Here is a 24,670-nt window from a genome sequence, read left to right as displayed (position 1 = left end):
TGCTTATCGTTAAGTGATACCCATCACGGCACGATGCTCTGTCCCCTTATGAAACGTGAGCCTGCGACAGGATGTCATTGACGGCCAGGTTCCACAGCCTCGACGCATTGGAACCTGGCGAGGAAATGCAGCCCGGCAACGGCAAGAGCAAACATGAACCAGATCGGATTCTGTCGTTCGAGCAGGAAGGTCTCGGTTGTCCCGTAATAAAGGCCGAACAGCCAGACGGTCAGAAACAGCTTGGCGAGCGCTCCGCTGCGGCTGTGAGTCTGCGCCTCCTGGAAATTGACCAGCGGCGCCAGCGCGAAGATGAGAGCGACGAGCAACAGCCCGGGCAGGCCGATGGTAACGGCAAGGTCGAGATAGCTGTTGTGGCTGTGCGCCGCGGTCACGGCCCATTCGGCGCCCTTGGCGGTCTGCCGGTCGGTCACGTCGTCCCAGAACGCTGCATAGCCGTGGCCGACGATCGGCTTTTCCGCGACGGCTGCGAGCGCGAATTCCCAGATGTCGGACCGGCCGGTGAAGGTCGGATCGATTGGAAGCTGCCGCGTGATAGCGCCGAGAGCCGGGCTCAGGGCGCTGCCGACCGTCAGCAGGTTCATCACGATCAGCGGCACGAAGCAGATCATCCGCTTCAACCACAAACTCCGCGTCACATAGACCAGGGAGGCCAGCGCGTAGATGGAGAGGCAGAGCACCGTCGACGTCTTGCCGCCGGTGAAGACCAGGAAGATGCCGGCGAGAACCGCGATCGCAGGCCCCATGACGAACGAGCCGACAGCGCTCAGATAGATCCCGGCATAGACCAGGATGGTCATCACCGGGGATGCGACGTTCTTGTGGCCAAAGCTTCCGCGCCAGTCGCCGGCGAGCTGCGGCTCGGTGATGTCGAGCGCGGTGTGGATCGAATATTGCGGCGCGAGGAAGACGCCGAGATAGCACAGCACGAGCAGCACGAGCGCGGCGCCGCCGAGGCACAGGTTGAAGCTCCGCTGCGTCGGCGGCAGCAACGGCAGGAGGACCGCGAGCGAGGTCACGCTGGCCGCCAGCACGAACCGCTGGATGGACACTTCGCGGCTTTCGGAAAAGACCACGTTGATCAGCATCCAGCCGACGAGGCAAAGATGCAGCGGCGTCACCAGGGTCTTCAGCGAGGGCGCGTCACTCGCGGCACAGAGCAGCACCGCCACCGCAGCCAGCAATCCGAACGAGACGTAGTTCAGCGCCATGCGTCCGCCGACGACGGTGGCGACGTCGGGATTGCGCAGGTCCGGGAACGGATCGAGCGTCACCAGGACGAGCAGCAGGGCTGCGACGGCGACCAGGCAGCGCGCCGCGTTCACGACATTGAGCTTCACCAGCACGGTGCGTAGGCCCTCGCCCAGCGACCGGGCCTCGACGTCAATCATGTCTGCGGCGCTGCGATTCATTCCTGAAGGCCGACATGGCACGCGTAGGGAAGTCTTGGGTTCTAACCCATCCCTGTTAAGCATCCGTCAACCAGCATGCCGGACCCGGCAGATGCCGCATGCCGTTGCGCCACGCTCCGCGCGATGTCGTAATATTGCTGCGCCCGCTGCTCCAGCGTGAGATTGTCCAGCACATAGCCACGCGGATCGAACGACGTCTCGGTGCACCCGGCCCAGAAATCCGCCCAACCCGCCTCGAAGCCGGCGAGGTCGATGAACTTCATGCCGCAGCGCTCATCCCAATAGGGAACCGACGACACCGGCGCGAACGTGACCCGGTGTGGATAATAGTCTGGGTCCCGCCACGGGCCACCGGGATCCCAGGCGAACACCGGCACGCCACAGGACAGCGCCTGCTGGTAGGCTATCCCCTGACTCTCGTTCTGGCAGAGGAAGATCATCGCGCGCGAACGCGCCAGCGCCGCCTGAAAGTCATCTTCCTTGTAACTGCCGTAGCGCAGCTCGGTGAACGAGCGGCCTTCGCTGGCGAGCCGGGCGCGGATGGGCTCGATGAGCTCCGGTGCGTAGCGCTCGCGATCCCAGTGGACCTTGTCGTAGATCAGCACATCGATGGTCTTGTCGGCGGTGCCCGACGGCGCCCACAGATCTGTATCGATGCCGATCGGCCAGGCTTCCGTTTCGGGCCAATGCGGCCGGTACATGTCGGCGTACCATTGGCCCGGCACCACGACCTTCTTCACCGGCAGGCGCTTGAACAAGTCGGGATCGTCGAGCGGATGATTGTGCGCGGCAACCCCGAGCAGGATCGGGTTCTTCCACGCGAATTTGTCGAGCAGGAACGTGCGACCGATGATGCAGGCGAGTTCGTCGGGATGCTGGGCGATATGGCGATAGTCGTTGACGCGATAGCGGATGCCGAGACGGTCCAAGCCCGCGCAAAGATTGAGGAACACCCGAAGCTGCCCGCTCATGCGCGGCTCGCCGAACAGCAGCTTGCGCGCCATGCGCCGCACGTGCCGATCACCAGGAAACCAGCGATCGTCCTTGTCCTCGTAGAACAGGTTGAGGATCATCTCATCGGGATCGTATTCGAACGTCTTCGCGCGCACTTCAGTCCATCCGCCGCAATCAGGCCGCTATTTCGCATGAGGCCGGGTGTCGCACCTATCAAGAATCCGCGACAGACTTAACGCCACACGCTTAACGCTAATTGACGAAACCGGCGTCGCGCCGGCCTTCGCAACAACGATTTGACCGTTAGGCGGGTATCATCCGCAACCGCCGAGACTGCGATCGCCGGGATTGCCGGCTTCGAGATACGGCCTGGTTAACAGATCATTAAAGACGAGCCGCACCGTGATCACTGCCGACGCCATTATCGACTTGCCGACCGCCGCGCTGCCGTCGACCGGCGTCCGCGCGCCCTCACCGGTCGGGCCAGTCTCCGTCGTCATTCCGGCCAAGAATGCCGCAGCCTATATCCGCGAAACGATCGACAGCGCGCTGATGCAAAGCAGCGTCGGAGAGATCATTGTCGTTGACGATGGTTCGACCGACGACACGATCGCAATCGTCCGCTCCATCCGCGATCCACGATTGCGCCTGATGACGAACAAATCCTCCGGCGTATCAGCCGCGCGCAATCTCGGCGCACAAAATGCTGCAGGCGTTTGGCTGGTCTTTCTCGATGCCGACGACCGTCTGCGTCCCGGCGCGGTGGCGACGCTGCTCGCGGCAGCGCGTGGTGCTCCCCGCGCGGTTCTCGTCTACGGCGACTACAACACGATCGATAGCGAAGGACAGCAGATCGGTCGACGCGAGCTTCTCAAGGGACGCCGCAAGCCGTCCGGCGACGTGCTGGAGCGGCTCGCGAGCGGTAACTTCATCGTCAATGGCGGCATCGTGCTCACGCGCGCCGAGGCCTTCCGCGCCGTAGGCGGTTTCGATGTCACCCTCAGATATTGCGAGGACTGGCATTGCTGGTGCCGCCTTGCCGCCATCGGCGAGTTCGAGTTCGTGCCAAAACTCCTGCTCGACTATCGCTTGCACACCGCCAACACCATGAACGCAACGGTGCGGACGCCGCAGGATTTCCTCCCCGCGGTCACACGGGTCTTTGACGATGGGCTGATCCTGGCGAGGCTGCCTCAGGGCGCCGCAGCCCGCCTGCGTCAGGCCGCCGAGATTCATCTGGTCACCTATTCGGCGATGCAAGCGATCCGCTTCGGCAGATATCGCCAGGCCCTCGCCTATCTCGGGATGGTCGGCCGGCGGTCGCTCAAAGCGATGCCGCGGTCCGCGATCAGGATCGTCCTGGCCTATTTGGGAATCTAGTCCGTCACTGCTTCGTCAGGACGCGATCTTCGAGGCTTCATAGGGCTTCGGCTCGATGCCGAAAGCGGCAAGCGCTGCGCCGAGCGCGACCATCACGGGGTGCATCGCGACGACGGCCTTCGATGTCGTCAGCAGACGGGCCGCGCGGACCAGCGACAGCGGCAGCCGTACGAGCATCTGCGCGAACACGCGCGCCCGCACGGCCGCGCTCTGCGCAGCCTTGTACTGAACGCGATAGTTGATCGCGCCGATGCGCAGGCCACGTCGCGCGATCCAGCCGAGACTGGTGCGGCTGTGCGGCACGGTCTCGGTGATGACGGCCTCCGCTGTCCAGTGGAACGTCATGCCGGCATCGCGGCACCGCACGAAGAAATCGGTATCGCCGCCGCCGAGGAAATTGAAGCGCGGATCGAAGGCGGGAGTGCCGAACCGGTCGAACGCGGCGCGCGTGATCAGGCAGTTGCCGCAGCCATAGATCAGCGGCACCGCACCGCTATAGTCATAAGCGGGACAGAAGGCGGGATGACGCGACAGCCATGGCTTGCTGTTGTCGTCGAAGGCCGGCAGCACCGGCCCGCCGACCACGTCCGCGCCGGTTGCCTCGCAGGTGCGCACCATCAGCTCGAGCCAGTCGGGCGAGGCGATCTCGTCATCGTCAATCATCAGGAAGCGGGTCGCGGCAGGGAACAGCGCCTGGGCCGTCTCGAACGCGGCGTTGATCGCCTGGCAATTACCCTGCCGTTTCTCGACGAGGCAGACGCCCTGGAGCTTGCCGCTGGCGAGAAACTCCGCGGCAACCGGCGCGCTCTCACGGCCGTTGGCGTCGTTCTCGATCATGACCACGGCGAAGGAGCGTGGGGTGCGCTGGCGGACGAGCGACTCCAGCGTCAGCCGCAGATGCTGGGGGCGACGAAAGCAGGGAATGCAAACAACGATGCCGACCGACAGGTCGAGAACGCGCGAGCTCGCCGCGATCTCCCGGTTGGGATCGCGCACGGCGTCCGGGATCCGGCTGGCGGACAGGTCTGTCGGGATCAGAGTCATGGCGTCCTAGATGTCCGAGATTTATTGAAAAAGCCCTGCGTCAATCGCATGCATCCACCTCCGTCCCACGCCGGCACAGCGCCGCGGGACAGATCCGTCCCAAAAAATGAGCGAGCTGCAAGAAGACGTCGCCACGCCGCCGCTGTCTCAGCGATGCAGACGCATCACCATGCGCTTAACCGCTTTGGCGCGCTTCTCCTGTTATTCCTTGCGCGCGTGATACTGCAATTTGCGGTCCACTGCCCTGAGAACGGTGCAATGCGGAGAATGCCGTAGTTAACGCGCCTTCGCATTAACCCGACCGAAAGCACCGCAACCGGTCGGGTGGCGCGGCATCGGATTTGCTCTTCGGGCACGTGACATATTTGCTGTAATTTGACTCGAACAAGCGCGGTCAAGAACCATGAACAAGCCAGCCACGATCGATTTCGCGACAGCCACCGAGATCGACGCTCCCGCCCATACCCAGCCGCTGCTCGACATGGTCGCCGGTGAAGCGCGCGACAGCCTGCTCGCCATCCACGAGGTCCTGCGCCGTGAGCTGCCGAGGGGCCGGCTCGCCACTTACGAGGCCGGCGGCGGCTCGTGCAGCTTCCTGCCGCTGGACGTGCTTAACCGCAGCCACGTCACCGTCGTCGACATCGACGAGGACCAGGTCCGCAACAACAGCTATGCGCACGAGGCGATCCTCGGCGACGTGCAGACCTATCGCTTCGCGCCGGAGAGCTTCGATCTCGTGATCTGCTACAACGTGATCGAGCACTTGCCGGACGTCGAGGCCGCGCTCCTGAACTTCGGCGAGGCGCTCAAGCGCGGCGGAATGATCCTGATTGGCGCACCCAATCCGCACTCGCTGTCGGGCGTCGTCACCAAATATTCGCCGCACTGGTTTCACGTCTGGTTCTACCGGCACGTCCGCGGCATCAAGAATGCGGGCGAACCGGGCGAGCCGCCGTTCCCGACCTTCTTCCATCCGCTGGTGACGCTGGCCAAGCTCGAGGCATTTGCGGCGAGCCACGGCCTCGAGATGATCTACCGCCGCGAGGTCGAGAGCCCGCGCTATCCCGAGATGCGCCAACGCAAGCCGCTGTTCGCCGCCCTCGTCGACGCCGGCGCGGCCGTACTGAATGCCGCGCTTCCGCGCGGCACCGACGTCCGGCGCGGCGACTATCACGTCATCCTGCGGAAGCGCTGACGAACATGGTGAGCGCGCGGTCAATCGCCGGACACGCGGCGCCGCTCCATGACGCTGCGCTGCTCGCCAGTAACGAACCGTTAATCTCTGAGGAACTTGCGCATCGGCAGCGTCACGACGACGCGTCGAAGAGTGCCCTGCGTTTAAACGCTTTGTTTGCCATTTCGGTGAATAGTCCCTCAATGAGTATGGTTAATTTTCCCTGTTGCGTTGATTTGGCGCCCATATCCCTGGTGCGTGGCGTGACCCGAAGAGTAACCCCTCAGCCCGCGGCAATTGGAATGAAAGCTGGGGATCATGCTTGACTACAACCAGCCGATAAATCGGGCCGTGTCGGAGGCGGTGCAGCCGCGGCCGCACGCCGGCTTCAATGTGCTGGAGCTCGTCAGCCTGCTCTGGCGGCGCAAGGTTGCCATTGTCGGTGCGGCTCTCCTCGGTGCAACGCTCGCGGTCACCGTCGGCAAGAGCCTGACACCCCGCTACACCGCCACCGCCCAGCTCTATGTCGATCCGCGTGAGCTCCAGCTCGTCGATCGCGAGCTCACGCCGCGCGCGCAGGACGTGTCCGGCATGTCCATGGTGGTGGAGAGCCAGGCTCGCCTGATCACGTCCAACAGCGTGCTGCTGAAAGTCATCCAGCAGGCCAATCTCGACAAGGATCCGGAATTCGGCGGCGGCGACGGCAAGACGTTGATGTCGTCGCTGCTCGGCCTCGTCGGTCTCCAGGCCCGCGCCCCCTCCGCTGGGGAGCAGAAGGAGGTGCAGCTTGCAGCCCTCGATGCGCTGAACAAGCACATCACGATCCGCAAGACCGAGAAGAGCTTCATCGTCGATATCGAGGTCTGGTCGACCGACCCCGCCAAGGCGGCAATGCTCGCCAACACGCTGACCAACGCGTACCTGACGGAGTCGCGCAACTCGCAGGCCCTGGCAGCGCGGCGCGCCACCAATGACCTGTCCGGCCGACTGAAGGAGCTGCGCGAGCGGCTCCGCAACGCCGAGACCGCGCTTGCCACCTACAAGGCCCAGAACAATTTCGTCGGCACGCAGGACACGCTGATCAGCGACCAGCAGCTCTCCGCGAGCAACCAGCGGCTGGCCGCGGCGCGCGCGGCGACGCTGGATGCGCAGGCACGCTTCGACCAGATCGAAGCGAGCCGGCGCACAGCGGCGGATGCAGGTGCGATCCCCGAAGCCCTGCAATCGCCGACGATCGCCAATCTGCGCGCGCAATATGCTGATGCCCGCAAGAAGTACGCGGAGCAGACCGGCGAGCTCGGGCCGCGGCATCCGACCCTGCGCCAGACCGAAAAGCAGGTCGAGGATCTCAAGCGCACCATCAACGAGGAGATCGACCGCATCGCCCAGTCGGCCAAGAACGACTTGACGCGTGCCCGCGACTACGAGGCATCGCTCAACCGGGCGCTGGAAGCGCAGAAGCGGCAGAGCGTCCAGCTTAGCCAAGCCGCCGTGCGCCTGCGCGAGCTCGAGCGCGAAGCCGATGCAAGCCGCGACGTCTATCAATCCTTCCTCAAGCGCTCGCGCGAGACCGAGGAGCAGGAGAGCCTGAACACGTCGGCGGCCCGCGTCATCGGCGAGGCCACAGTGCCGCAGCGGCGCTCGTTCCCGCCGGCCATGAGCCTGTTCGCCATGATCGGCTTCATCTTTGGCGGACTCCTCGCCGCCTTCTGGTTTGTCGCCGCCAAGCACCTGTTCTCCGGCGCCACCACCGCGCCCGAGCCGAAACGTCGTGAACGGACGCCTGAGCCGGAGACCGCCAGTGTGCCTCCAACGAGAGAGCCTCCGGCGCGGTCGCCGGCTGTGTCTGAGACGACGCTGTCCCATCCGATCGAAACCGTGCCGCAGGCGCCGCCGCTCGCACCGGTCGACGCGCTTCTGATCCCAATCGAAAAGCCTTTGATCGCACGTCTCCAGGAGGCAGACGTCATCCGCACGCTCGGCGCCATCCTCGCGTCCGGAGGCGGCACCGATCTCACCCGGCTCGGCTGGCCGACGCTGCGTCCCGGATTTCCGCTGACGACGCTGTTGAATGCGTTGCGCGACATGCGCACCGCCGTGGCACGGCGCGCCGGCGCCAAGGCGATGCCGGTCGTCGCGCTGGTCGGCGCCGGCGAAACCACCGAGCGCAGCGTCACCGCGCTGAATTTCGCGCTGGCGGCCGCGCGCGATGGCAGCCGCGTGCTGATGATCGACGCCGACCATCAGGCGCACAATCTGTCGGGCAAGCTCAGCCGGCCCGGCAAGAGCGAGCCGAGCAAGCTCGGTTGGCTCTCGATCGGCAGCAAGGGCGCGCGCGAGATCAAGACCGTCAATGGCATCTCGGTGCTGCCGGTCGCCGAGAGCGATGCCGGCAAGACGGCCGAGGCCATCCGCAAAGCGGTCGCGCAGGCGCGCTCCACCGGTGGCTATGATCTCGTCGTGCTCGATGGTCCGGCGATGCCGCTCTCTGGCGCGGGCCGCAAGCTGCTCGACGGCGTTGATGCGGTGGTGGCGGTGCTGCCGACCAGCCTCGACATCAACGACAGTCTGGAAGAGATCCTGAGCGCGCTCGGCGGCGCCGAGCGCAAGCTCGTGGGCGTCGTGCTCGACGAGCTCACCCCTGAAACTCAAACGCGCCAGCGAGGCAGGCAATATGCTTGAGCGTCGCGTCAATCTGGACGGGCGGGAAGCGACCGCCGACGTGCCACGGATCACCGTCGGCGGCCTTCGCATGGCCGCGCTCGATCTCGAAGCAACCGCCGATTTCATGATCGAGGCGACCGACCCGCGTCATCGCATCGGCCGTCCGTTGTTCCTGACGTCGGCCAACGGCGAGGTGCTGGCGCGCTGCTCGACCGAGCCGCAGACCGAGCGTCTGTTTCGCGCCGCCGATCTCATCAACGCCGATGGCCAGCCGCTGGTCGCGGCCTCGAAGCTGCAATCCTGGTTCCCGCTGCCGGAGCGCGTCGCAACTACGGATCTGTTCCATGTGGTCGCGCGCAAGGCCGAAGCGGCCGGCCGCACCTTCTACATGTTTGGCGCCAGCGAAGCCGAGAACGCCACTGCGGTCGAGAATGTCCAGAAGCTGTATCCCAATCTTAGGATCGTCGGACGCAGCCACGGTTATCTGCGCGGCGACGCGCTGCGCGCGAAGGTCGAGGAGATCAATGCGCTCGCGCCCGACTATCTGTGGGTCGCTCTCGGCGTGCCGGTCGAGCAGGCATTTGTCGAGGAATACACGCCGCTGCTGACCAATGTTGGCGTCATTAAGACCTCCGGTGGCCTGTTCAACTTTTTGTCAGGCAGCCGCTCACGCGCGCCGCAATGGATGCAGAAGATCGGACTCGAATGGGCCTGGCGAACCTGGCTCGAACCACGCCGTCTGTTCTGGCGCTATTTGACCACTAACCCCCGCGCGCTCTATCTTCTCTTCAGCCGCAACCGGCCATCCAATCGCTGAGAGAGACGTAGAGTAACGACATGACCGACCGACCGACTGTCCTCGTCACAGGAGGCGCGGGCTATATTGGCTCGCATGCGTGCCGGGCGCTGGCCGCTGCCGGTTATCAGCCGGTGGTTTATGACAATCTTTCGACAGGCCATCGTGACTTTGTCACCGGCCCGCTGGTGACCGGCGATCTGCTCGACGGCGCGGCACTCGCGCGCGCCTTTAACGAGCACGAGATCGCGGCGGTGATGCACTTTGCAGCAGCGAGCCTGGTCGGCGAGTCCATGACCGCCCCACAGAAATACTACATCAACAACGTGCAGGGCACGCTGTCGCTGTTGCAGGCGATGCGCAACGCTGGCTGCCAGCGCATCGTGTTCTCCTCGACCGGCGCCGTCTACGGCAACGCCGATTCCAAGGCGCTGCCGGAGGATTTCCCGTGCAACCCGATCAATCCCTACGGTGCTTCGAAGCTGATGATCGAGCGCATGCTCGCCGATTATCGCTCGGCCTACGGCTTCGGCGCGTTCTGCCTGCGCTATTTCAACGCCAGCGGCGCCGATCCCGCCGGCGGCATCGGTGAGCTGCGCGACAACGAGACACATCTCATTCCCCGCGCCATGATGGCGTTGCAGGGCCATGTCGACTTCGCCGTGTTCGGCGATGACTACGACACGCCCGACGGCACCGCGATCCGCGACTACATCCATGTCACCGACCTCGCCGCGGCGCATGTCGCGGCATTGAAGCTCCTCGAGCAGGGTCATTCCGGCGCCAGCTTCAATCTCGGTACCGGCTCTGGCTTTTCGGTGCGCGAAATCCTGACCACCATCAGGCAGGAGACCGGACGCGAGGTGCCTCACACCATCAAGCCGCGGCGCGCCGGCGATCCGACCTATCTGGTCGCCGACCCCTCCGCTGCGCGAAAGGTGCTGAACTTCGTGCCGCGTCACTCCGACTTGCCGACCGTGATCCGGACCGCCTGGAGCTGGCACCAGAAAGCGCATCCCCTAAGGTCGCGTTAGGCGACTTCCCGCCGATATCTTGCCCACTGGGCGCGTGAACGGCTAAAATCGGCAATCCCGGTCGACGTCGGCACGAGTCCCGGCGTCCAATTTTTTTTGCAGCGCTGGCACGATGCCGGCCTAGCCTGGCGGCGCCAATGCGCGAGGCGGCTTTCTTTCGAGCGTCGAGGCCACGATCCGATTTCCCGCGCATTTTCACGCGCGGAAGCCGAGGAGGATGGAGCGAATGCATCGGGCTGTCCGCCTGGAGTTCGAGCGCGTGATGGACGAGTTCGCGCGCTGGCAGTCGGTGCCGGAGAACGAACGATCGGCGGCGCCGGCCTGGTGGTGGGGCCCTGCCATGGCCGTGTTCGACGACCATGAGCCGATGAGCAGTACATGGTGCTCCGAGCTTGGCTTGAGCGAAGGGGCGAGCTTCGCCGACGGCGCACGCCGGTTGCTTGCGCTGTTCGCCACGCAGACCTCGCTGCCGCCGGCGCACGACTTTCCGAGCAAGGCGGAAAGCGGCGATCGCGACGTGCGCGATCTGCGTCCGCAGCCGTCAGACGACAGCGCGTTTCAGCCGTGACTCCGCACTTTCGTCGGCGGCCGCATCAAGCTCCGGCAGAAGCGGCGGCGCGACCGGCAGCACCATCGGCCGCAGCAGTTCGGCCATCTGCCGCGGCGGAAGCGGCTTGGAGATGAGATAGCCCTGCATCTCGTCGCAGCCATGGGTGCGCAGGAATGCTTCCTGCTCGGCATTCTCGACGCCTTCGGCGACCACGGTCATGCCGAGCGCCTTGCCCATGCTGATGATCGCCTGCGCGATCGCCTGATCCTCCGAATCCTGCGGCAGGTCGCGCACGAAGGAACGGTCGATCTTGATGGTGTCGATCGGGAAGTGCTTCATCAGCGACATCGACGAGTAGCCGGTGCCGAAGTCGTCGATGGCCAGACGAATGCCGCGGCTCTGGATGGCATCGAGTACCTTCAGCGCGCGCCCGACATTGCGCATCATCATGCTCTCGGTGACTTCGAGCTGGAGCAGCACCGGCGACATGCCGCTCGCCGCAAGCGCCTCATCGACGTCCTGCAACAGGTGCTCGTCGGCAAACTGGCGCGGCGACAGGTTGACCGCCATCGACAGCGGCAACAAGCCGCGGCGCTGCCAGGCCATCGCCTGCGCGCACGCCTCCTTCAGCACCCAGCGGCCGATCGGCACGATCAGGCCGGTCTCCTCGGCGAGCGGGATGAACTGCGCCGGCGAGACGCTGCCGAGATCGGGATGCGTCCAGCGCAACAGCGCCTCGACGCCCGTGATCTGCCCAGTCTCCATGTCGACCTTGGGCTGGTAGTTCAACGAGAACTGGTCGCGCTCCAGCGCGCGCCGCAGCGCGCTTTCGAGCGACAGTCGCTCGATCGACTGCGTCCTCACCTCCTTGGAGAAGAAGCGATAGCCGTTCTTGCCGTCCTCCTTGGCGAGATACATCGCCATGTCGGCGTTCTTGGTCAGCGTCTGCGCATCGGCGCCGTTCGCCGGATACATCGCGATGCCGATCGAGGCGGTGGTGTGGCACTCGTGGCCGGCGAGCTCCATGGGCTTGCCGAGCGCCGTCAAGAGTTCGGTCGCGATGTGCTGGACGGCGTCGATCTCGCCGCACTGGTCGAGGATGACGACGAACTCGTCGCCGCCAAGCCGCGCCACGACGTCGCTCGCCCGCAGCGCGTTGCGTAAGCGGTCGGCGACTTCGAGCAGGAGCAAGTCGCCGGCCTCGTGGCCGAGCGAATCGTTGATGACCTTGAACCGGTCGAGATCGATGAACAGCAGCGCGAAGCAGTGGTCGTGACGCTGCGCCGCGTCGATCGCTTCGCGCAACAGGCCGTTGAAGGTCTCGCGGTTCGGCAGGTTGGTCAGGCTATCATGCGAAGCGAGATATTCGACCCGCTCGTCCGCCTTGTTCTTCTCATCGGCGCGATCGAAATTCTCCATCGCGAACGAGACGTTGTCGGCCAGGCGCTGCAACAGCTCGACGAATTCATCCGTGAAGGTGTCCTTTTCGGTCGACATGTAGATCATGACGCCGACCGGCTGGTCGTGGACGATCAGCGGGAACGCTGCGCCCGACCTCGCTCCGTCCTTGTGGACGATGGCATGAAACGCACTGACGCGGTTGTCGTTCAGATAGTCGTTGCTGATGCACGGCTGCCTTGTCCGGAACGCCGTGCCGGCCATGCCTCGGCCTTCGGGGCGCTCGGCGTCGACTGAAAGCCTGACGTTGCGTGTCGTGTCGGCGGCGGGGCCGGCGGCGGCGGCGATCTGGAGCAGGTCGCTGTCGGCCACGGCGAGGGCAACGGTGGTCGAGGTGAACTTGCCGCCGGTCGATGCGGCGAGGCAGACGAGATCGAACAATTCAGCGCGGGACTTGGCCCGCATGATCGCCTCATTGGTGGCGCTGAGCGCCGCGAACATGCGCCTCAGACGTTCCTTCTGCGCCTCGGTGCGGGCCTTCTCCTCGGCGCGATCGAAATTGTCGAGGGCGAAGGAGACGTTTTCGGCCAGGCGCCCCAGCAGTTCGACCAGATCGGGCGTGAACGTGTTTTCTTCTGGCGCAAGGAAAAGCAGAATGCCGATCGGCTCCTGGCCCGACCGCAGAAGCGGGAAGCTCGCGGCGGCCCGGGTTCCATCCTCGAACGCCTTGGAGCGCCAGTGCGCCGATCCCGGGTCGTTCATGTAGTCGTTCATGACGCTCGGCCGGCGGGTCCGCAACGATGTCCCGATGATCCCCTGGCCCTCTGGGTGATCGGCGGAAACAGCGCAGGTACGTCCGACCATTCGCTCCTGAAGCCGTCCCTTCACAGCGACGACGCGAACGAGCTCATGTCTTTCGTCCAGAATGCCAATCGTTGCCGAGGCGAACACATCGCCCAGCACCGCCGCCTGGCACGCCGCCTCGAACAGCTCCTCGCGCGTCTTGGCGCGCATGATGGCTTCGTTGGTGGCGCTCAGTGCCTCGAACATGCCGCTCAGGCGGTTGCGCTGCCTGTCGGCCCGCGCCTTCTCCTCCGCACGATCGAAGTTTTCCAGCGCGAAGGCGACGTTCGCCTGCAATCGCTGCAACAGCTCGATGAATTCGGGGATGAAGGTGTCGCGTTGGAACGCATGGAACAGGAATACGCCTTCGATCCTGTTGCCGTTGAACAGCGGCAGGGCGGCCGCCGACGAAATGCCGGCACGCCGGGCGATTTCACGCCATGACGTCATGCGTTCATCAGTCGACAAATCGTTGCTGACGCTTGGCTGCCGCGTGCGGAACGCCGTCCCGACCAGCCCCCGTCCCTCAGGAATCTTGTCCGATGTCGAAAGCTTGAAGCGGCGGACCTCATCCTTGTTCGGGCCGTAGCTCGCGACGACGCGAAGCAGCTCGGCATCGTGATCGACCAGCGCAATCGAGGTCGAGGCGAACTTGGCGCCATGAACCGTCGCTTCGCACACGAGGTCGAACAGATCGTTTCGCGACCGCGCGCGCAGGATCGCCTCGTTGGTCGCGCTGAGCGCCGCATACATGCGCGCCAGGCGGTCCTCCTCGTCGGCGATCCGCGCCTTTTCCGCCTCCCGGTCGAAATTCTCGATCGCAAAGCAGACGTTCTCGGCCATGCGCAGCATGAGTGCGACGACTTCTTCGTCCTTCGCCCAGGATCGGCTGATGAAGGACAGGATGACACCGACGCTCTCGCCACGCTTGATCAGCGGAGCCGCCACGCACGCCGCGACGCCCGTGTTGACGTTGGCCTGCTCCCACGGCGTTCCCTTGGTGCGGCGGGCGAGGTCCTCTTCGACGTATGCCTTCTGCGTGCGGAAGACATTGCCGGAGATGCCGCGACCATAGGGATTGTCGGGATCGACGGAGTACTTTGTCTGGGCAACCAGATCGAGGTTCTGGCCGGTGCCGGCGACCGGCTTCAGCCAGTGAGAATCCTGCTCCTTGAGCAGAACGAAGGTCGCCAGCGACTTGCCGCCGTGCACGGAGGCATCGCACACGAGCTGGTACAGCTCCTGTTCGGTCTTGGCGCGCAGAATGGCCTCGTTGGTCGCGCTCAGCGCGCCGAACATGCGATTGAGCCGCCGCGTCGCCCGCTCGCCGGTCTGCCGCGCGGTCTCGCGCGCGAAATTGTCCAGCGCATAAGAGATATTCGCCGACATGCGCTCGAACAGCGATACCATCTGCTCGTTCAGCGAGCCGGCCTCTCTGCGGATGACGAACAGCACGCCGACGCTCTTGCCGTTGCAGAGCAGCGGCAGCGCCGCCGCTGCGCCGACGCCCGCCTTGACCGCGCCTTCGCGCCACGCCTGCGAGCGCGGATCGTTCAGAAAATCGTTGCTGATGCATAGCTTCTGGCTGCGAAACGCTTCGCCGCCGACGCCCGATCCTTCCGGGGTCCCCTCCTCGATCGTAATCTCGATCGACCTCAGCCGCGCAACGTCCTCGCCGCAGCCGGCCGCATAGCGAAGCCGCGGGCTGTCGGGCTCGACCAGGAACACCGAGACAGCCAAAAAATCCCCGCTCGAAAACCCGGCGTCGCAGACTTTCTGGTACAGCTCGTCCGGCGATTTCGCATACAGAATGGCTTCGTTGATGGCGCTCAACGCTGCAAATGTGCGCGCGAGGGTCGTCTGCAAGGTCTCAACTCCCGGGCATTTCTGCCGTTTTTTCCCGGGACGTTATCGCCGCCGATCAACTAAGTGGTCGTTATTGCGCGATGCAAACCGTTGATCAAAGTGAACGAGCTGCGAACAGCCCTTAGCAAACTGTCGAAAATACCGCCTCACGGGATGTGCACGGGCGCAGCCTCACGACGAAAGGCGCGTTCTCTTTACGAATTTGCAGCCCTGTATTGGTTTACGGGAGATTGATATCGCACCTGCGCTTTGAGACGATGGTGCAACAACCAGCGCCACAGGGCGAGAACCGAGGGAACGCCATGCCGATCGTCAAGGCCGAGCGCCTCACGCGCATCAGCGCCGCGCTGCTCAGCGCCGCCGGGGCATCCACCGAGGAAGCCGACGCGGTCGCGATCGGTTGCGTCAATGCCAATCTCGCGGGGCACGACTCGCACGGCGTCATCGCTGTTCCCACCTACATCGACCGCATCAAGGCCGGGCACATCGTCCCCGGCGCGCAATGGACCATCGTCCAGGAATCGCCGACCACGACCGTGATCGACGGGAATTGGGGTTTTGGCTTCCACGTCAACGCCAAGGCGATGGCGCTCACGATCGAGAAGGCGAAGACGGCCAATGTCGCCGCCTGCACCGTGTTCCGACAGAGCCATGTCGGCCGGCTCGCCGCCTATCCGATGATGGCGATGCGCGAGGGCATGATCGGGATTGCGACGGCGGACTCCGGTCGCTCACCAAAGCACGTGGCGCCCTTTGGCGGCCGGGAGGCGCGGCTCGGCACCAACCCGATCTCGATCGCGGTCCCCTCGGATCTCGACGCGCCATTTTATCTGGACATGGCGACCTCAGCGGTGGCCGCGGGCAAGATCCAGCTTGCGGTGGCCCGCAGCGAGCAGATCCCGACAGGATGGATCATCGATGCGGAGGGGCGGCACACCACCGATCCCACGCAGTACCGCAAGGGCGGCGCGCTGCTGCCGCTCGGCGGCACCGAGGGCTACAAAGGCAGCGGCCTCGCCGCCATGGTCGAAGTGCTTTGCGGCCTGCTGACGGGGCTCGGCTTCGGTGTCGAGCCGACCGGCCGGCACAATGACGGCTGCTTCATGGCGGTGTTCAATGTCGCGGCGTTCCGGCCGCTAAAGGAGTTCAAGCGCGAGGTCGCCGAGTTCGCGCGCTATTTGAAATCGACGCCGCCGTCCGAGGGAAGCAAGGGCGTGTTCTACCCCGGCGAGATCGAGCACCAGCGCGAGCAGCAGCGGCTGCGCGACGGCATCGAGATCGAGGATGCGACCTGGGACAAACTGCGTGCGCTCGCGCGCGACTACAAGCTCGACAAAGAGCTCGATCTGGCCTGACCGAATTTTGGAGAGCAGCAGCATGACGCGGCAGATGGCACTGGTCGGATTCCTCCAGGCACAGAACTGCACCAACTTGCCGAGCTCCTGGCGGCATCCGGACTCGCGCGACGATTCGATGTCCGCGGACTACTACCAGGAGATCGCCAGAATTTTGGAGGCCGGTAAGTTCCACATGGCGTTCTTCGACGATCGCCTGGCGATGCCGGACCGTTACGGCAACGATCACGCCCACACCGTCGAATACGGCATCCGCTGTGTGAAGATGGACCCGATCGTCGTGCTGACCACGATGGGCATGGTCACCGAGAAGCTCGGGCTAGGGGCGACTTGCTCGACCACCTATTACGAACCGTTCGATGTCGCTCGCCGCTTTGCGACCCTCGACCTGATGTCGGGCGGACGCGCGGGCTGGAACGTCGTCACCTCGCTGAACGACGGCGAGGCGCTCAACATGGGCAAGGACTCCCATCCCGAGCACGACTCCCGCTACGATCGTGCCGATGAGTTCATGGAGGTCGTGCTCGGCCATTGGGACACCTGGGAAGATGGCGCGCTCATCATGGACAAGACGAGCGGCCGCTTTGCCGATCCGACCAAGGTGAAGCGGCTCGACCACAAGGGCGAGTTCTTCAAATCGCGCGGGCCGTTCACCGTGCCGCGCTCGGACCAGGGCCATCCCGTGATCATCCAGGCCGGTGCATCCGGCCGCGGCCAGCGCTTTGCCGGCCGCTGGGGCGAGGTCATCTTCACCGCCGCACGCAACCTCGCGAGCGCCAAGGACGGCTACACGGCCGTGCGCAGCGAAGCCGCCAAGGCCGGCCGCGATCCCGACCAGATGTTCCTCTGCAACCTGACGACGCCGGTCTGCGCCGCGACCAAAGCCGAGGCCGAGGACAGGATGGCGCTGATCAACAAGCTGCCGCTCCAGATCGACGCGCTGTCGCTGCTCGCCGAAGCCCTCAATTACGATTTCGCGTCCAAGGGGCTCGATGAACCGCTGACCACAGACGAACTGAAGAGCATGCAGGGCATCCTGGGCATTCGCGACGGCGTGCTGAAAACATCGGGCAAGAGCAATCCGAGCGCGCGCGATTTCGTCACCTTCTCCGGACGCGGCCAGGTGCAGGACGCAATGGTCGGCGGGCCCAAGGAGATCGCCGACAAGCTCGAGGAGATGTTCGTCGAGCGCGGCTGCGACGGCTTCGTCATCGCCGCGACCTACGTGCCCGGCTCCTACGCCGATTTCGTGCGCCACGTCGTGCCGGAGCTGCAACGGCGCGGATTGTTCCAGAAGGACTATCGCGGCAAGACGCTGCGCGAGAATCTGGGGCTGAAGCGGCCGGCGGCGGGTGCGTGGAAGGCACAGCCGCGTGATGCCGCGGAATAAAACGGGGACACACTATGCGCTGGCTGAAATTCACCGCCTCAGGCAAGACCTCCTGGGGCGTCATTGAAGGCGACCAGGTGATCGCGGTCGATGGCGATCCCCTCAGTGACTGGCGTCGCACCTCGCTCACGCATCCGCTGTCGGAGGTGAAGATCGAGCTGCCGCTGGTGCCGCGCACCTTCTATTGCGTCGGGTTGAACTACCTGAAGCATCTCAAGGAAGCCGCCGACAAGCGCGGCGAGATTCCGGCCGTCCCTGATAGACCCGAGATCGGCTATCGCGCCCAGAATGCGCTGATCGCGCATGACGAGGACGTCGTGATCCCCTCATTCGCGACCGAGAAGATCCACTATGAAGCCGAGCTCGTCGTCGTCATCGGCAAGAAGGTGAAGCACCTCACCGAGGCGAACGCGATGGATTGCGTGTTCGGCTACACCATCGGTAACGACGTCAGCGAGCGAACCTGGCAGAAGGCCGATCGCGGCCTGTGGCGGTCGAAGAACGCCGACACGTTCAAGCCGATGGGACCGTGGATCGAGACGGAGGCCGATCTCGGCGCCATGGAAACCGTCGTCAGGGTCAACGGCAAGGAGACCAACCGCTTCCGCACCAATGACATGATCTTCGGCGTGGTTCCGTTCCTGGTCGAGCTGACGAAGTATTTTACGCTATGGCCGGGCGACGCGATCTGGATGGGCACGGACGGCGCCTCGCCCGACATCAAGCATGGCGACGTCGTGGAGATCGACATCACCGGCATCGGCACGCTGCGCAATCGGTTTGTGCGGGAGGGGCGGTAGCTCTTGATCCTCATCCTGAGGAGCTCGCGAAGCAAGCGTCTCGAAGGATGAAGGCCCGCTGGTGACCTCGCCCTTCGAGACGGCCGCTGCGCAGCCTCCTCAGGATGAGGGGATAGACTTGCAAGCGCCGCGAAATCAAAATGGCAGCGCCACTCCGGTCTTGATCTCCTTCAGCACCACGTTGCTGCGGACGTAGCGGATGCCGGGAATGCGGAACATGAATTCGTCGAGAAACCTGTTGTAGGCGGTCATGTCCTGCACCACGACGCGCAGGTGATAGTCGGCGTCGCCGGTGGTCGCAAAGCATTCCAGCACCTCCCGCCGCTTGGTCACCCGCGCAACGAACTCATCGACGAATTTTGCGTCGTGCCGCTCCAGCGAGACGTGGAGGATGGCGGACATCGCAAACCCCGCCCGCTCGCGCGCAACCAGCGCCGCATAGCCCTGGATGACGCCGCTCTCCTCGAGCGCGCGCACCCGGCGCCAGCAGGCCGAGGTCGACATGCCGACCTCATCCGCAAGCTGCTGGTTTGTGGCGCGGCCATCCTTCTGAAGATGGGCGAGTATCCGGGCGTCCTGGTCCTCGATCATGAAAACCTCTCAGGTCGGTAGTTTATACCACATTTGGCCACAATGCACAAAAATTTACCGATTTCGGCATCATATCGGAACAAATAGGTAAAACCTACCAGCGGCCCGGGCTTAACCTTCGCAGATCCGGCAGGGATGCCGCGGGAGGTCCGCATGGACGCCATTCCGTCACTCGACGCCTACGAACTATCCGACCGCTACGACCGCGCGGAGGGCCGCGTCTTTCTCACCGGCACGCAGGCGATCGTCCGCGTCGCGCTCGACCAGGCGAGGCGCGACCGCGCGAGCGGGCTCAACACCGCCGGCTTCATCTCCGGCTATCGCGGCTCACCACTCGGCGGCATCGATCTCGAACTCTGGCGCATCAAGGAGCAATTGAAGCGGGATCGCATCGAATTCCTCCCCGCTGTGAACGAAGACCTCGCGGCAACCGCAGTGCTCGGCTCGCAGCAGGTCGAGACGCAGGCAGATCGCGAGGTCGATGGCGTGTTCGGGCTCTGGTACGGCAAGGGCCCCGGCGTCGACCGCTCGGGCGACGCGCTGAAGCACGGCAACGCCTATGGCTCCTCGCCGCATGGCGGGGTGCTGGTGGTCGCCGGCGATGACCATGGCTGCGTTTCCTCCTCGATGCCGCACCAGTCCGACGTCGCCTTCATGAGCTGGTTCATGCCGACGCTGCACCCGGCCAGCATCAGCGAGTATCTCGAGTTCGGCGAGTATGGCTACGCGCTGAGCCGCTTCTCCGGCATGTGGGTCGGCTTCAAGGCGATCTCGGAGATCGTGGAATCCGGCGCCTCGGTCGCACTGCGCCCGTCGCGCCTCTTCCGCAGGCCTGACTTCACGCCGCCGCCCGGAGGGCTGCACTATCGCTGGCCCGACCTGCCGGGCCCGCAGATCGAGGAGCGGCTGGAGGCGAAGAAGCACGCGGTCTATGCCTTCGCAAAAGCCAATCCGATTGATCGGCACATCTACGACATTCCCAATGCCACCTACGGCATCGTCACGACAGGCAAGGCCCATCTCGACCTGATGGAGGCGCTGCGGTTGATCGGCCTCGATGAAACGGCGTGCCGCAGCATCGGCATCGACGTCTACAAGGTCGGCATGGTCTGGCCGCTGGCGCTGCACGACGCGATGGAATTCGTGAAGGGCAAGCGCGAGATCCTCGTGGTCGAGGAGAAGCGCGGCATCATCGAGAGCCAGTTCAAGGAGTATTTCTATGACTATCCCGGCGCGAAGCCCGAGCGCATGGTCGGCAAGCATGACGAGACCGGCGCGCGGCTGATCTCCTGGATCGGCGAATTGTCTCCGCGGGCGCTCGCAGGCGTGCTCGCGCGCCGGCTCGATCCGATGTTTCCGGGCCTCAATCTCGCCGTGCGGGCGGCCGCCTTGGTGCCGGAGCCAGAGCGCACGATCAGCGTCACTGGTGCAACGCGCACGCCGTACTTCTGCTCAGGCTGCCCGCACAACACGTCGACAAAGGTGCCGGAGGGATCGAAGGCGCTGGCCGGCATCGGCTGCCATTTCATGGCGAGCTGGATGGATCGCGAAACGTCCTCGCTGATCCAGATGGGCGGCGAAGGCGTGAACTGGGCGGCCTCGTCGAGATTCACCGGCGACAAGCACGTGTTCCAGAATCTCGGCGAAGGTACCTATTATCATTCCGGCTCGATGGCGATCCGGCAGGCGATCGCGGCAGGCGCGAACATCACCTACAAGATCCTGTTCAACGACGCCGTCGCCATGACCGGCGGCCAGCCGGTCGACGGCCCCGTCAGCGTGCAGGCCATCGCCCACAGCGTCCGCGCCGAAGGCGTTTCGCGCATCGCGCTGGCGTCGGACGAGCCTTCGCAGTTTTCGCTGGCGGACCTGCCCATTGACGTCACCATCCATCCGCGCGAGGAGATGGACGCCGTGCAGCGCGAGCTACGCGACGTCCCCGGCGTCTCCGTGCTGATCTACCAGCAGACCTGCGCCACCGAGAAGCGGCGGCAGCGCAAGCGCGGACAGATGGCTGATCCGAAACGCTTTGCCTATATCAATGATCTCGTCTGCGAGGGCTGCGGCGACTGCTCGGTCGAATCCAACTGCCTCAGCGTCGAACCGAAGGAGACTCCGCTCGGCCGCAAGCGCCGGATCAATCTGTCGGCCTGCAACAAGGATTTCTCCTGTCTCAACGGCTTCTGCCCAAGCTTCGTCACCGTCGAAGGCGCCACGCGCCGGGCGAGGACCGCAAGCAATATCGACGCGATCGGCCGTGCCGCCACGCTTGCCCCGCCCACCCCGGCAATGCTCGAGCGTCCTTACGATTTGCTCGTAACTGGCGTCGGCGGCACCGGCGTGATCACCGTCGGTGCGCTGATCGGCATGGCAGCGCACCTCGAACGCCGTGGCGTCTCGGTGCTGGACTTCACGGGCTTTGCGCAAAAATTCGGCCCCGTGCTGAGCTACATCCGCCTGGCCGCGTCCCCCCAGGCGTTGCATCAGGTCCGCATCGATCAGGGTGCAGCCGATGCGCTGATCGGCTGCGATCTCGTGGTGAGCTCCTCGCCCAAGGCGTCCGGCACCTATCGCCACGGCACGCGCGCAGCGATCAACACCGCGGAAATGCCGACCGGCGACGTCGTGCGCTTCCGCGACGCCGATCTCGCCTCGCCTGCCCGCCTGCGCGCCATCGGTCGGGTCATTGGCGAGGGCAATCTCGACACGATCAACGCCAACGCGCTGGCCGAAAGCCAGCTCGGCGATGCCGTCTATGCCAACATCATCATGCTTGGCTTTGCCTGGCAGCGCGGGCTGGTGCCGCTCTCGCTGCAAGCGCTGCTGCGCGCGATCGAGCTCAACGGCGTCGCGGTCGAGCGCAACAAGCAGGCCTTTGCCTGGGGCCGGATCGCCGCCGCCGATCCGGAGTTTCTCACCAAACCCGAAGATGATCCCGTGGCCGAGACACTCGATCAGGTGATCGATCGTCGCGCCGAATTCCTGACCGGCTATCAGCATGCGGCCTATGCCGCGCACTATCGTGGGGCGATCGCGAAGGTGCGCCGTGCCGAGTCCAGGCTCGGCAGCGAGGCGCTGACCGATGCGGTTGCGCGCTCCTTGTTCAAGCTGATGGCCTACAAGGACGAATACGAAGTGGCGCGCCTGCACATGCAGACGGGCTTCCTCGACACGCTGAACCGCGAGTTCGACGGCGATTTCAAGATCAAATACCATCTCGCGCCCCCCTTCCTCGCCTCAAAGCGCGACGCACGTGGTCGGCCGCGCAAGCGCGCCTTCGGCCAGTGGATCCAGACGCCGCTGGCAATCTTGGCTCGCCTCAAGCTGCTGCGCGGCACGCCGTTCGATCCGTTCGGCTACACGGCCGAGCGGCGCGCCGAGCGCGAGCTGATCGGCTGGTATGAAGGCTTGATCGAGACGATGCTCGCCCGGCTTGATGCGACCAGCCTATCCGACATGGTCGTGATCGCCAGGGCGCCGATGGAAATCCGCGGCTACGGCCCGGTGAAGGACGCCGCCATCGCGAAAGTGAAAGCCGAGGTCGCGTCCTTGCTGGACCGGCCCGCCGCCGCCAAGGCAGCCTGAGGAGCGTGCTTCCTCCTCAAAAATGGGACACGCGTCGCCATGGCGGCGAGGTAAGCTGCCCCGTCACTTTCATCGATGGGGAGCCTCATGCAACGCAGACCATTTCCGCTGAATTCAGCCATCGCAAGCTTCATCCTTGTCGCCGGCGCGCTACCTGCATCCGTCCTCGCCCAACCGGTGATCGATCTCGACCAGTTGACCATGACCCAGGCCGCGGCCGATCTCTGTGCCGGCAAGATCACCAGCAAGGCGCTGACCTCGGCAGTGCTGGCGCGCGCCAAGGCCAACCCCAACCTTAACGCCTTCATCACGCTGGACGAGGCCGGCGCTACAAAGGCCGCCGAGGCCTTCGACGCGCGGCGCAGGAAGGGCGCGTGCCGGCCGCTCGGCGGCGTACCGGTTGTGATCAAGGACAATATCGAGGTCGCGGGGCTGCCCTCCAGCGCCGGCACGCCGGCCCTCAAGAACTTCGTGCCGAAGAAGGATGCTCCTGTCGCGGCGAAGCTGCGCGCGGCCGGTGCGATCATCATCGGCAAGACCAACATGCACGAGCTCGCCTTCGGCATCTCCGGCTACAATGCCGGCTTCAAGACCGGTGGCGAGCCCGGCGTGCGCAACGTCTATGACACCAGCAAGATCGCCGGCGGCTCATCGTCCGGAACGGCCGCCGCGATCGGCGCGCGGATCGTCACCGCGGGCCTCGGCACGGACACCGGCGGGTCGGTCCGGATTCCCTGCGCACTCAATGGCTGCGCGTCGCTGCGGCCGACCGTCGGCCGCTACCCGCAAGCGGGCATCGCGCCGATCTCTCATACCCGCGATACCGCCGGCCCGATGGCCGCAACGATGACGGATGTGGCGGCGCTCGACCGTATCATCGTCGGCGGCGGCGCGATCGCACCGGCCGATCTGAAGCAGGTGCGCATCGGCGTGGTGAAGACCATGCTCACCAATCTCGACGACGATACCGATGCCGCTTTCAAAGGAGCGATCGACAAGCTGAGGGCGCAAGGCGCGAGCGTGGTCGATGTCGAGATGCCGGAGCTCGCCGAGCTCAACGGCAAGGTGAGCTTCCCCGTGGCGATCTTCGAGGCCAACGACGACATGGTCGCCTATCTCAGGCACACCGGTACCGGGCTCACCATCGCGGCACTCGCGAAGGAGATCGCGAGCCCTGACGTGAAGGGCACCTATGACGGCCTCGTCATCCCACGCAAATTGCCTGGTCCCGACAACACGGTCGTTGACGCCAAGCCGGCCTATGATGCGGCCATGAAGGCCGGGCGGCCGGCGCTCCGGGCGCTCTATCGGGACACATTCGCCAAGAACCGGCTCGATGCCATCGCCTTCCCGACCACACCGAAAGTCGCGATCGCCGCAAACCCCGATTCCAGCAGCCTGCCGAATTTCCTGCTCTTCATCCAGAACACCGACCCCGGCAGCAATGCCGGCATTCCCGGCATCCAGATTCCGGTTGCGCTGGGCGCGTCGAGCAAATTGCCGGTCGGACTCGAGCTCGATGGGCCCGCTGGAAGCGACAGGAGGCTGCTGGCGATCGGAATGGCAATGGAGAAGGTGTTCGGGCGGCTGCCGCCGCCGGCGCGCTAGAGCATGGTGAGATCAAGTCTGGTTGCGAACCGCGGCGGAGGGGGCGCTCCCTCCCCTGCATGCAGGAGGGGCAGGCGGCCTCCTCCTTGCGGCCCAGCCTTCGAGACGCCCGCCTGTCGCGGGCTCCTCAGGATGAGGTCTTGTTTCGCGGCGAAATCCCAGACCGTCATGGTGAGGAGCGCCGCCTTACGGCGCTTTTCGAACCATG

Annotated in this window: 16 protein-coding genes; 11 read left to right on the top strand and 5 right to left on the bottom strand. The window is 64.8% G+C overall.

Translation table 11 applies throughout. From position 1 onward, the window contains the following. Positions 1 to 74: 74 nt before the first annotated feature. Both MTR72_RS08390 and MTR72_RS08385 read right to left on the bottom strand, forming a co-directional pair. On the bottom strand, positions 75 to 1,430 hold the full coding sequence (locus MTR72_RS08390) for an O-antigen ligase family protein (protein WP_341510296.1): 1,356 nt from the start codon (positions 1,428 to 1,430) through the stop codon (positions 75 to 77). Between the two features lie 41 nt (positions 1,431 to 1,471). Then, positions 1,472 to 2,539 carry a glycosyltransferase gene (locus MTR72_RS08385; protein ID WP_280968360.1) on the bottom strand — a complete coding sequence of 356 codons (1,068 nt, stop codon included), beginning with the start codon at positions 2,537 to 2,539 and terminating at the stop codon, positions 1,472 to 1,474. 247 nt (positions 2,540 to 2,786) lie between these two features. On the opposite strand from MTR72_RS08385, the gene MTR72_RS08380 reads away from it, so the two are divergent. Then, positions 2,787 to 3,764, top strand: a complete 978-nt coding sequence (locus tag MTR72_RS08380; RefSeq protein ID WP_445819562.1) for a glycosyltransferase — start codon at positions 2,787 to 2,789, stop codon at positions 3,762 to 3,764. A 15-nt stretch (positions 3,765 to 3,779) separates the two neighbouring features. Here MTR72_RS08380 and MTR72_RS08375 read toward each other — a convergent pair whose 3' ends face one another. Further along, entirely contained in the window at positions 3,780 to 4,808 is a 1,029-nt protein-coding gene (locus MTR72_RS08375; RefSeq protein WP_280968359.1) for a glycosyltransferase family 2 protein, read from the bottom strand. Positions 4,809 to 5,211: 403 nt separating this feature from the next. Here MTR72_RS08375 and MTR72_RS08370 point away from each other — a divergent pair, with 403 nt between their 5' ends. The 5 genes from MTR72_RS08370 (at position 5,212) to MTR72_RS08350 (ending at position 11,044) form a co-directional block, all read left to right on the top strand. Next, a complete protein-coding gene (locus tag MTR72_RS08370) occupies positions 5,212 to 6,003 on the top strand; it encodes a class I SAM-dependent methyltransferase (RefSeq protein WP_280968358.1) in 792 nt (263 codons plus the stop codon). Positions 6,004 to 6,300: 297 nt separating this feature from the next. Further along, the gene (locus MTR72_RS08365; protein WP_280968357.1) at positions 6,301 to 8,664 is read left to right on the top strand and encodes an exopolysaccharide transport family protein; all 2,364 of its coding nucleotides are present in this window, start codon (positions 6,301 to 6,303) and stop codon (positions 8,662 to 8,664) included. Further along, positions 8,657 to 9,463, top strand: a complete 807-nt coding sequence (locus tag MTR72_RS08360) for a WecB/TagA/CpsF family glycosyltransferase (RefSeq protein WP_280968356.1) — start codon at positions 8,657 to 8,659, stop codon at positions 9,461 to 9,463. Before MTR72_RS08365 ends, MTR72_RS08360 begins: the two co-directional genes overlap by 8 nt. Positions 9,464 to 9,483: 20 nt before the next feature. Further along, positions 9,484 to 10,476, top strand: a complete 993-nt coding sequence (galE, locus tag MTR72_RS08355) for a UDP-glucose 4-epimerase GalE (RefSeq protein ID WP_280968355.1) — start codon at positions 9,484 to 9,486, stop codon at positions 10,474 to 10,476. Between the two features lie 226 nt (positions 10,477 to 10,702). Next, positions 10,703 to 11,044, top strand: coding sequence for a hypothetical protein (locus MTR72_RS08350; protein ID WP_280968354.1), 342 nt, complete (start codon positions 10,703 to 10,705; stop codon positions 11,042 to 11,044). On the opposite strand, the gene MTR72_RS08345 is transcribed toward MTR72_RS08350, so the two are convergent. Beyond that, positions 11,018 to 15,133 (bottom strand): bifunctional diguanylate cyclase/phosphodiesterase, encoded by a 4,116-nt coding sequence (locus tag MTR72_RS08345; RefSeq protein WP_341510295.1) that lies wholly within the window; start codon positions 15,131 to 15,133, stop codon positions 11,018 to 11,020. The two genes, MTR72_RS08350 and MTR72_RS08345, sit on opposite strands and share 27 nt — an antisense overlap. Before the next feature lie 302 nt (positions 15,134 to 15,435). Here MTR72_RS08345 and MTR72_RS08340 point away from each other — a divergent pair, with 302 nt between their 5' ends. The 3 genes from MTR72_RS08340 to MTR72_RS08330 are packed head-to-tail and all read left to right on the top strand — an operon-like array spanning position 15,436 to position 18,678. Then, positions 15,436 to 16,488, top strand: coding sequence for an Ldh family oxidoreductase (locus MTR72_RS08340; RefSeq protein ID WP_280968352.1), 1,053 nt, complete (start codon positions 15,436 to 15,438; stop codon positions 16,486 to 16,488). A 22-nt stretch (positions 16,489 to 16,510) separates the two neighbouring features. Continuing rightward, positions 16,511 to 17,878 (top strand): LLM class flavin-dependent oxidoreductase, encoded by a 1,368-nt coding sequence (locus MTR72_RS08335; RefSeq protein WP_280968351.1) that lies wholly within the window; start codon positions 16,511 to 16,513, stop codon positions 17,876 to 17,878. Positions 17,879 to 17,892: 14 nt separating this feature from the next. Beyond that, the gene (locus MTR72_RS08330) at positions 17,893 to 18,678 is read left to right on the top strand and encodes a fumarylacetoacetate hydrolase family protein (RefSeq protein ID WP_341510294.1); all 786 of its coding nucleotides are present in this window, start codon (positions 17,893 to 17,895) and stop codon (positions 18,676 to 18,678) included. A gap of 135 nt (positions 18,679 to 18,813) precedes the next feature. Here the strand turns inward: MTR72_RS08330 and MTR72_RS08325 are convergent, their stop codons facing one another. Further along, positions 18,814 to 19,269: an Lrp/AsnC family transcriptional regulator gene (locus MTR72_RS08325; protein ID WP_280968349.1), complete on the bottom strand. Its 456-nt coding sequence runs from the start codon at positions 19,267 to 19,269 to the stop codon at positions 18,814 to 18,816. A gap of 153 nt (positions 19,270 to 19,422) precedes the next feature. Here MTR72_RS08325 and MTR72_RS08320 point away from each other — a divergent pair, with 153 nt between their 5' ends. Beyond that, positions 19,423 to 22,854, top strand: coding sequence for an indolepyruvate ferredoxin oxidoreductase family protein (locus MTR72_RS08320; RefSeq protein ID WP_280968348.1), 3,432 nt, complete (start codon positions 19,423 to 19,425; stop codon positions 22,852 to 22,854). 180 nt (positions 22,855 to 23,034) lie between these two features. Further along, positions 23,035 to 24,462 (top strand): indoleacetamide hydrolase, encoded by a 1,428-nt coding sequence (gene iaaH, locus MTR72_RS08315; RefSeq protein ID WP_280970840.1) that lies wholly within the window; start codon positions 23,035 to 23,037, stop codon positions 24,460 to 24,462. The last annotated feature ends 208 nt before the right edge of the window (positions 24,463 to 24,670 follow it).

Origin of the sequence: Bradyrhizobium sp. ISRA442, from assembly GCF_038085055.1 — a bacterium.
In the GTDB taxonomy this organism is placed as follows: Bacteria; Pseudomonadota; Alphaproteobacteria; order Rhizobiales; family Xanthobacteraceae; genus Bradyrhizobium.
Note: the sequence above shows the minus strand (reverse complement) of the source record. Positions and strands in the feature narration are given on the sequence as shown.

Bases quoted from the DNA above. Each gene is read 5' to 3' on its own strand.
- MTR72_RS08390 (WP_341510296.1), bottom strand. From the start codon at position 1,430: ATGAATCGCAGCGCCGCAGACATGATTGACGTCGAGGCCCGGTCGCTG.
- MTR72_RS08375 (WP_280968359.1), bottom strand. From the start codon at position 4,808: ATGACTCTGATCCCGACAGACCTGTCCGCCAGCCGGATCCCGGACGCC.
- MTR72_RS08370 (WP_280968358.1), top strand. From the start codon at position 5,212: ATGAACAAGCCAGCCACGATCGATTTCGCGACAGCCACCGAGATCGAC.
- MTR72_RS08365 (WP_280968357.1), top strand. From the start codon at position 6,301: ATGCTTGACTACAACCAGCCGATAAATCGGGCCGTGTCGGAGGCGGTG.
- MTR72_RS08360 (WP_280968356.1), top strand. From the start codon at position 8,657: ATGCTTGAGCGTCGCGTCAATCTGGACGGGCGGGAAGCGACCGCCGAC.
- galE (WP_280968355.1), top strand. From the start codon at position 9,484: ATGACCGACCGACCGACTGTCCTCGTCACAGGAGGCGCGGGCTATATT.
- MTR72_RS08350 (WP_280968354.1), top strand. From the start codon at position 10,703: ATGCATCGGGCTGTCCGCCTGGAGTTCGAGCGCGTGATGGACGAGTTC.
- MTR72_RS08340 (WP_280968352.1), top strand. From the start codon at position 15,436: ATGCCGATCGTCAAGGCCGAGCGCCTCACGCGCATCAGCGCCGCGCTG.
- MTR72_RS08335 (WP_280968351.1), top strand. From the start codon at position 16,511: ATGACGCGGCAGATGGCACTGGTCGGATTCCTCCAGGCACAGAACTGC.
- MTR72_RS08330 (WP_341510294.1), top strand. From the start codon at position 17,893: ATGCGCTGGCTGAAATTCACCGCCTCAGGCAAGACCTCCTGGGGCGTC.
- MTR72_RS08325 (WP_280968349.1), bottom strand. From the start codon at position 19,269: ATGATCGAGGACCAGGACGCCCGGATACTCGCCCATCTTCAGAAGGAT.
- MTR72_RS08320 (WP_280968348.1), top strand. From the start codon at position 19,423: ATGGACGCCATTCCGTCACTCGACGCCTACGAACTATCCGACCGCTAC.